At 31.1% G+C, this 12,527-nt stretch carries 13 protein-coding genes; all 13 read left to right on the forward strand.

The annotated features are described in order from the left end of the window. Positions 1-403 precede the first annotated feature (403 nt). The 13 genes from QJ521_RS08590 (at position 404) to QJ521_RS08650 (ending at position 12,515) form a co-directional block, all read left to right on the forward strand. The gene (locus QJ521_RS08590) at positions 404-1,351 is read left to right on the forward strand and encodes an ATP phosphoribosyltransferase regulatory subunit (protein WP_282840060.1); all 948 of its coding nucleotides are present in this window, start codon (positions 404-406) and stop codon (positions 1,349-1,351) included. Beyond that, entirely contained in the window at positions 1,351-2,019 is a 669-nt protein-coding gene (hisG, locus tag QJ521_RS08595) for an ATP phosphoribosyltransferase (protein WP_347568094.1), read from the forward strand. The genes QJ521_RS08590 and hisG overlap by 1 nt, the downstream gene beginning before the upstream one ends. Further along, positions 1,991-3,286, forward strand: coding sequence for a histidinol dehydrogenase (hisD, locus tag QJ521_RS08600; RefSeq protein ID WP_282840062.1), 1,296 nt, complete (start codon positions 1,991-1,993; stop codon positions 3,284-3,286). The genes hisG and hisD overlap by 29 nt, the downstream gene beginning before the upstream one ends. Continuing rightward, the gene (gene hisC / locus QJ521_RS08605; RefSeq protein WP_282840063.1) at positions 3,276-4,319 is read left to right on the forward strand and encodes a histidinol-phosphate transaminase; all 1,044 of its coding nucleotides are present in this window, start codon (positions 3,276-3,278) and stop codon (positions 4,317-4,319) included. Before hisD ends, hisC begins: the two co-directional genes overlap by 11 nt. Next, on the forward strand, positions 4,300-4,878 hold the full coding sequence (hisB, locus tag QJ521_RS08610; RefSeq protein WP_282840064.1) for an imidazoleglycerol-phosphate dehydratase HisB: 579 nt from the start codon (positions 4,300-4,302) through the stop codon (positions 4,876-4,878). The genes hisC and hisB overlap by 20 nt, the downstream gene beginning before the upstream one ends. Further along, positions 4,878-5,483 carry an imidazole glycerol phosphate synthase subunit HisH gene (gene hisH / locus QJ521_RS08615; protein ID WP_282840065.1) on the forward strand — a complete coding sequence of 202 codons (606 nt, stop codon included), beginning with the start codon at positions 4,878-4,880 and terminating at the stop codon, positions 5,481-5,483. The genes hisB and hisH overlap by 1 nt, the downstream gene beginning before the upstream one ends. Then, on the forward strand, positions 5,480-6,211 hold the full coding sequence (hisA, locus tag QJ521_RS08620; protein ID WP_282840066.1) for a 1-(5-phosphoribosyl)-5-[(5-phosphoribosylamino)methylideneamino]imidazole-4-carboxamide isomerase: 732 nt from the start codon (positions 5,480-5,482) through the stop codon (positions 6,209-6,211). The genes hisH and hisA overlap by 4 nt, the downstream gene beginning before the upstream one ends. Continuing rightward, the gene (gene hisF, locus QJ521_RS08625; RefSeq protein ID WP_282840067.1) at positions 6,181-6,969 is read left to right on the forward strand and encodes an imidazole glycerol phosphate synthase subunit HisF; all 789 of its coding nucleotides are present in this window, start codon (positions 6,181-6,183) and stop codon (positions 6,967-6,969) included. Before hisA ends, hisF begins: the two co-directional genes overlap by 31 nt. Beyond that, positions 6,953-7,585 (forward strand): bifunctional phosphoribosyl-AMP cyclohydrolase/phosphoribosyl-ATP diphosphatase HisIE, encoded by a 633-nt coding sequence (gene hisIE, locus QJ521_RS08630; RefSeq protein WP_282840068.1) that lies wholly within the window; start codon positions 6,953-6,955, stop codon positions 7,583-7,585. Before hisF ends, hisIE begins: the two co-directional genes overlap by 17 nt. 3 nt (positions 7,586-7,588) lie before the next feature. Then, positions 7,589-8,401 carry a histidinol-phosphatase HisJ family protein gene (locus tag QJ521_RS08635; protein WP_282840069.1) on the forward strand — a complete coding sequence of 271 codons (813 nt, stop codon included), beginning with the start codon at positions 7,589-7,591 and terminating at the stop codon, positions 8,399-8,401. A 75-nt stretch (positions 8,402-8,476) separates the two neighbouring features. Then, on the forward strand, positions 8,477-9,106 hold the full coding sequence (locus QJ521_RS08640; protein WP_282840070.1) for an ABC transporter ATP-binding protein: 630 nt from the start codon (positions 8,477-8,479) through the stop codon (positions 9,104-9,106). Beyond that, on the forward strand, positions 9,103-9,873 hold the full coding sequence (locus QJ521_RS08645) for an ABC transporter permease (protein WP_282840072.1): 771 nt from the start codon (positions 9,103-9,105) through the stop codon (positions 9,871-9,873). The genes QJ521_RS08640 and QJ521_RS08645 overlap by 4 nt, the downstream gene beginning before the upstream one ends. Before the next feature lie 152 nt (positions 9,874-10,025). Then, positions 10,026-12,515, forward strand: coding sequence for an HD domain-containing phosphohydrolase (locus QJ521_RS08650; RefSeq protein WP_282840073.1), 2,490 nt, complete (start codon positions 10,026-10,028; stop codon positions 12,513-12,515). Positions 12,516-12,527 lie beyond the last annotated feature (12 nt).

A 12,527-nucleotide genomic window follows, 5' to 3' on the forward strand; every position in this document is an offset into this window, starting at 1 on the left:
TAAAATACGATAATTGCTCATGCATCTATACCTTCTTTATTGTGTCTAATAATAATATACTAAAGAAATGTGTTTCAATCAAAGAATACGCACGTACAAGGTTTATATATTAAAATTTAGATTAAAATGACTTTCTTGTTGACGTAATCTTATGGATGTGCTATCATATATCCAATTCATACGCATAACTCATGCGTTAAGGAGATTTATGAAAAACAATTATAATTTATTGACACAAGTTCATCATCATCATAAAACCGGGTTTGATATCTAAACGCTTAGACGTTTTAAGATACGAGCCCTTATTCTGTTGAATTGGACTCGTATCTATCATATAAAGCATATTGATGCCAGATAGATTTTAGTCTATCTGGTTTTTTATTTTATTAAAAGGAGAATAGCGATGCAATTTACAAATATTAAAGAAGAAATAAAGTACCTAAATTTTAGGTATGAACTGAATCAAAAGCTAGAAAAACTTGTGTATGAAAAAGGATATATCAAAGTAGAACCTGACTATTTTGAACCATACGATTGGTTTATCAATATGAACAAAAGAGTTAATAAGAATGAACTTGTTAAACTGTTAAATAACGATGGATCCATATCAATATTAAGGCCAGATGTAACATCGAATATTATTAAACAGGTTATACCTAAAATAGAGAATGATGAAATAATGAAGATGTTTTATCTATCAACTACTTTTTCTCAAAGATCTAGTAAACGGATTGAGGAGACGAAGCAATTTGGTGTGGAATATTTAGGGAGTCGTGAAACTGCTGATATAGAAGTTATGAGCTTAATTATGCATATTTTTGAGTCTTTCAATAAGCGATTTTTACTAGAGATTGGGAATCAAAAGTTTATAGAAGAATTGATTAGAAGTTTAAGAATAAACCTTGATCAAGAAAGAATTCTAAAAAGTATTATATTTGATAAAAATCATCCTGAGTTAATGCAGTTTATCAAAACTCAAGTTTCAACTGAGATAAACACTCACTTAATCAGTAGTATTTTTGAACTTCAAGGGTCGTTAAAAAGCATTTTAAAACGATTAGAGGAATACGTGATTAATTCTGATTTGAAAAAAGCAATAGAAGAACTGAAAACACTTAATGAAAAATTATTAGAAAATGATAATAATCAGATGATTACTTATGATTTATCACTTATATCAAAATATGATTATTATGATGGAATAACATTTAAAGGTTATTTAGAAAATGTTCCAACGCCTATTTTAAGCGGTGGTAGATATGATCAAATGACAAAACAATTTGGAAAAATAATACCCGCAACGGGATTTTCATTAAACCTAAGCGAACTGATTAAGGCGGTAATCACATGATGAATAAAAAATATTTAACCATCGCAATACCTAAAGGTAGGCTAGGTGATGAATCTATTGAAATGCTTAAAAAAATAGGTTATGCAAGACCTGTTAATTTAAAGTCTAGAAAACTTGTGTTTATCGATGAAAAACAGAAAATAAAATATATGATTGTTAAAAGTATTGATGTCATGACTTATGTGAATCAAGGTGTTGCTGATATAGGTATTGTTGGTAAAGACAATATTTTAGAAGAAGAACTAGAAGTCTATGAGTTATCGAATTTGTCTTTTGGGTATTGTAAGTTTGTTATTGCGGGATTTAAAGATAGCAAACATCATTTACAAGATGAGAGATTAAGAGTTGCTACCAAGTATCCAAACATGACTGCGAAATATTTTAATGAAAAAAATCAGAAAATAGAAATTATAAAATTAAATGGCTCTGTAGAACTTGCACCACTTGTGGGCTTATCTGATGTGATTGCAGATATTGTCGAAACTGGTGGGACGTTAAAAGCAAACGGTTTAGAAATCATTGAAGAAATGTATGATTTATCAGCAAAATTGATTTCAAATCGTGTTAGTTATCGATTTAATTTCGAAAAAATAAATGATTTAATCAAAAAGCTTAATCAAGTAATGGAGGATGTTTCAAATGATGAAAATAATAGAAAACGATCTTAACCAACTGACCAAATTATTAAATAGAACTCAATTTGACTTGTATGAGGTTAATGAATCTGTGGAAGCCATTTTAAATGATATTAAAGAATATGGAGACCTTAAAGCTTTTGAGTATACCAAAAAATTTGATAAAGCTGATATTTCTCAATTCAAAGTAAGTGATAAAGAAATTGAAAATGCTATAAAAAATATAAATCCTTTACTTATAGAAGATTTAAAGTTAGCGTATAACAACATCAAAAAATTTCATGAAATACAAAAAGTAGAGTCATATACCTTAAAGGACACTAAAAATATTATTTTAACGCAAAGAATGAAGCCTATTGAAAGTGTGGGTATTTATATACCTGGCGGGACAGCTGCATATCCTTCAACAGTTTTGATGAATGCTGTTCCAGCAAAAATAGCTGGTGTAAAAAAATTGGTCATGGTTACCCCGCCAAACCAAAATGGTGAGATAAAAGATTCTTTATTGGTTGCTGCAAAACTATGTGGAGTCGATGAAATATACAAAATTGGTGGTGCACAGGCTATAGGTGCGTTAACTTATGGGACAGAAACGATACCTAAAGTTGATAAAATAGTTGGACCAGGAAACATTTATGTAGCAATAGCTAAAAAAATGGTTTCCGGGTATGTTGGTATAGACATGATTGCAGGGCCTAGTGAGATTCTGATTATTGCTGATGAAAAAGCAAATCCAGAATACATTGCTGCTGACTTAATGAGTCAAGCAGAACATGATGTCATGGCTGCAGCCATTCTAGTTACGAATTCTAACCAATTAGCAAGGCAAGTTGTTAATGCAATCGAGCGTCAAATACAGACATTAGATAGAAAAGACATTATTGAATCATCATTAACGCAATTTGGAGCAATCGTTGTTACCAAAACCATTGATGAAGCAATTGATATAGCAAATCAAATTGCACCAGAACATTTAGAGATAATGGTTAAAGAACCGTTTGAGCTTATTGAACGCATTGAAAATGCAGGAGCAATCTTTATCGGGAATTATACTCCAGAACCCGTAGGAGACTATTTTGCTGGTCCCAATCATACATTACCTACCTCAGGGACTTCGAGGTTTTCTTCAGCCTTGTCAACTACAGATTTTATGAAAAAGACGTCAATCGTATATTACAGTAAAACTGCGCTCAAAACTTCAAAAGACTCAATCATAAGATTAGCAGTTGAAGAAGGATTAACCGCACATGCAAATTCAATCGCTATTCGATTTGAAAAGGAGAATCAGGATGAAGGTTAAAAACGTTGTTAAAGATTTAAAACCTTATCAACCAAATGATATACCTTACACCATTAAACTAGATGCAAACGAAAGTGAAAACTATTTATTTCCACAAGGGATTATGATGAATGAAATTGAAGTTAATCGGTATCCTGATTCTTCAGCATTCGAATTAAGAAAAAGTATTCAAGAATTTATTAAAGTTGATCACAAATTGATTATTGCTGGTAATGGATCTAGTGAAATGATTGAACTTATATTAAAGACCTTTATTGAGCCTAAAGATCGGATATTAAGTTTTGAGCCAAGTTTTAGTATGTATTCTATTTTTAGTAAAATATATTTTGCGGATTATGTAGCAGTTTCAAGTGAACCGGATTTTTCACTAGATATGATCAAAATGATTGGTTTAGCGAAAAAACTGAATCCAAAAGTTATTTTTATTTGTAGTCCAAATAATCCGACAGGATTTAAATTTGATCATAGCGAAATCATAGAACTGGTTCAAAATACAAAATCATTGATTGTTTTAGATGAAGCTTATATTGAGTTTTCGTCAGATCAAGATTCGCTTGTATCGTATGTAGAGTCATTTGATAATTTGATTGTCCTTAGGACATTATCTAAAGCATTTGGTCTTGCTGGTGCTAGACTTGGATATTTGGTTTCAAATCAAGATATTATTCATGCTTTAAATACGGTGAAGTCACCATATAACTTAAATAGTATTACACAATTTATAGGAATACAAGCATTAAAACAAGTCGATAAAATGATCAAGTTTACCAATCAAATCAAGCAAGAAAAGAGTGTTTTAGATCAAAAATTAAGTTCCTTAGGTCTTCAAACATATTCTTCAGAGGCAAATTTTATTTTCTTTAAGTGCGAAGTCATTGATTTGTTTAAAAAGCTTGTTGAAAGAAAAATACTGATCAGATCGTTTGGTGGACTACTGGTAGGTTATTATAGAGTGACAGTTGGGACTAGAGCACAAAATGAAATGCTTATAGCGAACTTAAAGGAGATTATTGATGAGAAAAGCGATTGTTAATAGAAACACACTAGAAACGAAAATTGAATTAAGTCTTAATATAGATGGTACACGTACCATTGATATCCAATCTGGTATACCTTTTTTCGATCATATGCTAACATTGTTTGCTTTTCATGCAAACTTCGATTTAAAAGTTATTGCGAATGGTGATTTGGAAGTTGATGACCATCACACGATTGAAGACATTGGTCTTGCTTTAGGTCAAGCGCTTTACCAAGCATTAGGAGATAAAAGAGGAATTAATAGGTATGGATTAAGCTATTTACCAATGGATGAGACACTTAGTAGAGTCATTATTGATATTAGTAATAGACCCTTCTTGGTCTTTAAAGCGGTTTTTAACAGAGATAAAGTTGGTACAATGGATACTCAAAATGTTTTTGAGTTTTTTAAATCATTTGTAAATGAATCTAGATTGAACTTACATCTAGAAAACTTGTATGGAGAAAATGAACACCATAAAATAGAATCAATGTTTAAGGCATTTGGTAGAGCACTTAAAGAAGCGTGCCTTGTCATAGATGGAAATGTTTCATCAACAAAGGGGGTTCTATAATGCATGTCATTCTTGATTATGATGTAGGGAATCTTCAATCAGTCAAACAAGGTTTTGATAGAGCAGGTATTGACACTGTCATATCTAAAGATCCAGAATTAATAAAAAAAGCATATTCATTAATATTACCCGGTGTTGGTGCTTTTAAAGATGCGATGGAAGCATTGAAAGAGTCGGGGCTTATTCCATTAATCTTAGACCATGTTAAAAGTAAGAAATATTTATTTGGTATTTGTTTAGGAATGCAACTACTCTATGAGAGAAGTTATGAGAATGGTGATTTCGAAGGGTTAGCATTACTTAAAGGAACTATTGATTATTTGAATGTAGATCTTAAAGTTCCTCATATGGGTTGGAATGACTTATCATTTTACAAAGAAAATCATCCACTTTTAAAATATATTCAAAAAGGTGACTATGTTTATTTTGTCCACTCTTATTATGTGAATGGAGATTATAAAGATTTAGTTGCTTATACGAACTATGGATTAAAAGTACCTGCCATTGTTCAAAAAGACAATATCATTGCTACTCAATTTCATCCAGAAAAAAGCGGTCAAGTTGGTTTAAATATTCTAAGAGCATATAAGGAGATACTGATATGATATTATTTCCAGCAATCGATTTAAAAAACAACAAATGTGTAAGACTTATTCAAGGTGATTTTAATCAACAAAAAGTTTATGATATAAAACCTAGTGAAGTTGCAAAAAGATTTGAAACTGACGGAGCAGCTTATTTGCATGTTGTTGATCTAGATGCAACACAAGATATCAACAAAAATCAATTAGACACAATTAAAACCATTCGATCATCAATCAATATTCCAATACAAGTTGGTGGTGGAGTTAGAACACTAGAGCGTGCTAAAAGTTTACTAGACATTGGAATTAATCGAGTTATTATTGGAACTTCAGCGATAGAAAACTTTGATTTTTTAACTGAGTTGTCACGATTTTATCCAAATCAAGTTATAGTATCCATCGATGCGAAAAATGGTTTAGTAGCAACCAAAGGTTGGACAGAAGTTACTCAAGTTAAGGCAATCGATTTATGCAAAAAACTTGAACTGATTGGCATAAAAACGATTGTTTATACCGACATAGCTAAAGATGGTATGCTGATGGGTCCCAATTTTAATGACTATGAAATGTTAAAGAAAAATACAAGTCTAGACATTATAGCCTCAGGTGGCATAGCGAGTCTATCCGATTTGGAAAGATTAAATCGAATAGGTCTTTATGGAGCGATTATCGGTAAAGCTATTTATGAGAACAAATTTACATTAAAGGAGGCATTAGCATGCTTGCAAAACGCATCATTCCATGTCTAGATGTAAGAAATGGACGTGTTGTAAAAGGCACGCAGTTTGGTGATATTCATGATGTAGATGATCCAGCAAGATTAGGAAAGCAATACAGTGATGAAGGTGCTGATGAATTGGTTTTTTATGATATAACTGCATCATCTGAGCAAAGAAAAATATCCTTAGAATTTGTTGAAAAAGTTGCTAAAAATTTACAAATACCTTTTTCTGTAGGAGGTGGTGTTGAAACTATTGAAGATTTTCAAATGATTCTTAGAAAAGGTGCAGATAAAATTTCAATTAATTCTGGTGCAGTAAAAAACCCAGATTTAATCACTAAAGCATCATTAAAATTTGGAGCTCAATGTGTCGTCTTATCCATTGATGCTAAGAAAAATGATCAAGGTTCTTGGAGTGTATATATACATGGAGGAAGAACAAAAACAAACTTAGATGCAGTTGAGTGGGCAGTACAAGGAGCGAAACTTGGTGCAGGTGAAATTGTTGTTAATAGCATCGATGAAGATGGTATGAAAAATGGTTATGACATCAAACTTCTTAAAGCAATAACCGATCAAGTTAATGTGCCAGTAATTGCATCAGGTGGAGCAGGAACAATCAAGCATTTCTATGATGCAATCAAAGAAGCCAATGTTGATGGTATATTAGCAGCTTCAGTCTTCCATTATGGAGACATAAAAATTAACACCTTAAAAAAAGAGTTAAGTTTGCTTAAGATACCAATGAGATACATTAAGGAGGAAAACAATGAAAAAAACATTTGATATCAGCAAAGTAAAGTATAATCAAGATGGATTAATACCTGTGATTGTTCAATCAGTATTATCAAAAGAAGTTCTTATGCTCGCGTACATGAATCCTGAAGCATTAGGAAAAACGATTGATACTAAAGAAGCTTATTACTATAGTAGAAGTAGAAATACCTTATGGAAAAAAGGTGAAACTTCAGGACATATCCAGTATGTAAAATCACTAGCTTATGATTGCGATCAAGATACACTACTCATTCAAGTTGATCAAATTGGAGTCGCATGCCACACAGGAGAGATGAGTTGTTTTTACACTGAACTATTTAATGATGCCAATAATCAATCTTCAAACGTAAATATACTTAACGATATCTTTGAACTCATTCAATTAAGAAAAAATGAACCAATCGAGGGTTCCTACACAACATACCTTTTTAATAAAGGTTTAGATAAAATATTGAAAAAAGTCGGAGAAGAGACTGCAGAGATCATCATCGGTGCAAAAAACCAATCTAAAGACGAAACAGTTTATGAAATCAGTGACTTGGTGTATCATATACTTGTTCTCATGGTGAATCAAGGCATTACCCCAAAAGATATAGAAAAAGAGCTATGCACGAGGAGAAAATAACTTATGAATATAAAATTGATCGACCATCATATGCATACACAAGCATCACCAGATGCTGATCCCAATTTAACAAAGGAACAATATATTGAGAAAGCCATGGAGTTAAATCTACCGGGTGTATTATTTACAGACCATGTTGATTTCGACTTTTTTCAACCCATTTTCCATCATTTAATAGATTATGATGTTTACGAAAAAAATATAGAACATCTAAAAAAAATCTATCCAATCGATATACTTATGGGAGTAGAAATAGGATATCAAAAGCATTTAAATCAACGCATGGATGATTTTCTAAAAAAACACCAGTTTGATTTTGTTATATGTTCAACACATATGTGTGATGGGCTGGATTTATATAATGGTGATTTTTTCAAAGGTAAAACCCAACAGGAAAGTTATCAAAGATATTTTGAAAACGTATTATATAATGTAGAAAATTATGATAACTATGATGTCTATGGACACATTGATTATATTATACGATATGGTGGGTTTGAAGTTAGAGATTACGATTATGAGCTATATAAAGACATTATTGACAAAATTTTAATGAAAATTATTGAGAATCATAAAGGCATTGAACTTAATACATCTGGAATACGTTATGGCCTTGGTGTAACACATCCTAAATTTGAAGTCATTAAAAGATTCAAGGAACTTGGCGGGAAATATATAACACTTGGATCTGATGCCCATTATCTAAAAGATTTTCAAAATAATTTCAAACTTGGTTTAAAACTTCTAAAAGAAGCAGGATTTACTTATGTGACACAGTATAAAAATAGAAAACCATATCAAGTTAAGATTGCATAATTCAAATATACATGAGTATCTTATCTAAAAAAATGATAAAATAAAGCATATGATACCATCAAATTGGAGGATCCTATGTTTGAATTTAAAAATGTAACGTTCAAGGATTTTATAAAGATTAAGGAAATGAAAATACCAGGTAATCAAATCAATTTTTTGGTAGGCGACAGTGGTACAGGAAAAACGACACTTCTTAAAATGCTTGCTAAACTGATTAGTCCTACTACAGGAACTATTTATTTCCAAAATCAACCTTTAGATGACATGAATTCTATTGAACATCGAAAAAAGGTTATCTTGTTACCTCAAAAGGCGCATATTTTCAAATATACAATTCGTGACAATTTAATGATTGGCTTGAACTACCATCATAAATCATTTACAGAAGAAGATTTATTAAATATTTTAAAAGAAGTGCAATTAAATAAAAAGCTTGATGATGATGCATCATTATTATCAGGTGGTGAACAACAAAGATTAGCACTTGCAAGAATTTTGTTATTAGATGCTGATGTTTATCTATTAGATGAACCATCCAGTTCTTTAGATCAATTTAGCGAGAAATTGATTATTAAAGTGATTGTTGAATACATACGAAAAACGAAAAAAACATTGATTATGGTAACCCATAATCTTGATATCGCAAATGAATATGCAGACAATGTTATACGATTAAGTGAGATGAAAAAGGAGGTATCTTTATGATAGATATTACCTTTCTTCAAGTTTCATTAGGTTATATATTCGTTATTATTTTACTATTCATTCTAAATAGAAGAGGGATTAAGCGAGAAAAGATATTGTTGTTTGCAACCATTAGAATGACTCTACAGTTAATTATCATGGGTTATGTACTGATTTGGATATTTGATACAGATCATGTATTGATAACATTAGGTGTTGTATTATTAATGGTTTCATTCTCTATTTACACGATTTTTAGAAAGTTTAAAAATGATTTATCATTGAAATTAAAAAAGGTGGTTTTGCTATCACTACCACTTGGAGGACTTCCTGTATTGTTTTATTTTCTATGGGTTGTTATTCAAATAGAACCTATGTTTAATCCACAATATATTATTCCAATAACAGGTATGATCATTGGAAATAGCATGACAGGAATCACATTAGGACTATCTAATATGATCTATGCATTTAAACATGATGAAGAAAAAATAGTTGCACATATGTTATTAGGAGCAAACCTTAAACAATCGACAAAAGAAATTGTTAATAATGCTTTTGATCAAGCAATCATGCCAACGCTTAACAGCATGCTAGGTATGGGAATTATATTCCTTCCTGGGATGATGACAGGTCAAATTTTATCAGGAGTAGTTCCTACAACTGCAATCCTTTATCAGATTGCAATTATGATGGGCATTTTAGGAAGTGTTTCTCTAACAACTTTTTTTGTTTTAAAGTTTGGTGTTTCAACATTCTTTAATTCAAAGTTCCAATTACAAAAATAAAAATCTATTCAAGTAGATTTTTTTCTTTTATTATATTCATATAATATACCAGTCATTAAACAAATCAAATTTTTCAATATCGAAACGAATTACTGTATAATAGGTATAACAACCTTGATATTATGGTTGACTGCAGTGAAAGGATTATGACTATGAACCATAAATTGAAATTACCTATATTCATCTTTATAATGGCTTTATCTTCGTTTTTACTTATTTATTATCATAGCGGATATTCTTTTCACACCTATATTGTTCAAGTTAACTACATCGTCATCTTAATTGTTGCTGCATGGTATAAGAAGTTTCTTATTCCTGCTGTTTTTTATTTAACAGCAATTCATGTTATCTCTGAAGCAGTTTATATTCAAAGTTGGCCCAATGTAGCATTTACAGAGTCATTTGTTCAAATCTTAGTTTCCATAGCTATCTACATTGTGATCAATAGAAACGATAAAACATCTGAAAGTTTAAAAAATCTGATTGAAGCAACTCATGTTGGTACTTGGGAATGGAATGTTCAAACTGGAGCATGTGTCTTCAATCAAAGATGGGCAGAAATTTGTGGATATACACTCGAAGAGTTAGCACCGATAAGCATTAAAACTTGGATTGATCTACTACATCCAGAAGATAACGAGATATCTAATCAAAGATTAAGTGAAGTGTTTGATCGGAAAAAAGATTTCTACGATACCAAAATAAGAATGAAACATAAGGATGGGAACTGGGTTTGGGTTCACGATCGTGGTAAAGTCATTAAGTGGACAACAGAAGAGAAACCTTTAATCATGTCTGGTACACACACTGAAATCACACATGAAATTGAAATGCAGAAATCTCTAGAGCATTCATATGATTTAATGCGTTATGTAATCGAGCATGATAAAAGTGCGATTGCGGTTTTTGATGATGAAATGAATTATGTATATGTAAGTGATAAATATATGGTTGACCACAAAGTTAAACATAATCATATTATCGGTAAAAACCATTATGATGTTTTCCCTTATCTACCTAAAGCACTCAAAGAGATTCATCAAAGAGCATTAAAAGGTGAAGTTTTGAGCAATGACCGCCAAATAATAAAACGTGATGATGGAACTATTGATTATACGAGATGGGAATGTAGACCGTGGTATTCAAAAGATGATTCTATTGGTGGAATGATTTTATATACCGAGATTATCAGTGATCAAATCAAAAAAGAAAAAGAGTTAGAAGAATCAAAAAATTTATTGGAGTCAATGATTGATAGTATTCCTGTAGGACTGGCAGTTAATGAAGTTTTTCCGGATGTTAAAAATATATATATGAATGACAAGTTTGCTCAAATTTATGGGACAACAAAAGAGAAACTAGAGGAAGTAAATGCTTTTTGGGATGTTGTTTATGAAAATGAAAGCTATCGAGAAGAAATCAAAAAAAGAGTATTAGAAGATTTAGAAAGCGGAGATCCAAATCGTACAACTTGGGAAAACATTCCGCTTGAAAAAGATGGTAAAGTTTTTCGCTATATATCAGCATATAATTCGAAATTAAATGATACAACTTATGTCTCAAGCGTTTTGGATGTCACTGATCAAGTGATGAGACAAAAAGAGATAGAACGCATTAGTTATATTGATCATTTAACAGGTTTATATAATAGAAGGTTCTTCACAAAGAAGCTGAGTGAATATGATCAACCAAAATTTTATCCACTTGGTGTTTTAATGGCGGACTTGAATGGATTAAAAATTATAAATGATGCATATGGTCACCAAACTGGTGATGAAGCACTTAAGAAAATAAGTGACTTATTGAAAAATTCAATTAACTCATCATCAATCGTTGCTAGAATCGGTGGAGATGAATTTGCATTCTTGTTTCCTAATTGTAATAAAGAAGAAATTGAAAAAACAAAAGACAGGATTAAAAAGCTTTCTTCTCAAATATCAATCCAAAATTTACATCTTTCAATCGCAATGGGTTATCATATTAAAGAAAATATAAGTGATGATATATTAGAAGTCATGAAATATGCTGAAAATGATATGTATAAACATAAAATATCAGAAGGTATGAGTGTTAGAAATCACGCGATTAAAGCGATATTAAATACATTAACCGATAAATTCGAAGAAGAAAAGATCCATTCACTAAAGGTAAGTTCTTTATGTAAAAGTATTGGTAAAGCACTTCATATTAAAGGTGATGATTTAGTCGAACTTGAACTTGCAGGTCTTTATCATGATATCGGAAAAATATCGATTCCAGATTCTATATTAAATAAACCAGGTAAACTAACTGAAGAAGAGTTTGAAGTAATCAAAACGCACACTGAAGTTGGTTATCAGATTTTGAGAGCAGCAGATGAATATTCTGATCTAGCTGAACATGCTTTATCACATCATGAAAGATGGGATGGGAATGGCTATCCTCGAGGTTTAAAAGCTGAGCAAATACCACTATTTTCAAGAATTATTAGTATTGCTGATTCCTACGAAGCGATGACTGCTGACCGACCTTATCGAAAAGCCATGAATCAAGAAAAAGCAATTGAAGAAATTATAAGATGTAGTGGTTCACAGTTTGATCCCAAAATAGCAAACATATTTATTAACGATGTTTTAAAATATAATAAACACAAAAAAACTTAAAGCATATTATTT

Source organism: Peloplasma aerotolerans (genome assembly GCF_030012175.1).
GTDB lineage: Bacteria > Bacillota_I > Bacilli_A > Acholeplasmatales > Acholeplasmataceae > Peloplasma > Peloplasma aerotolerans.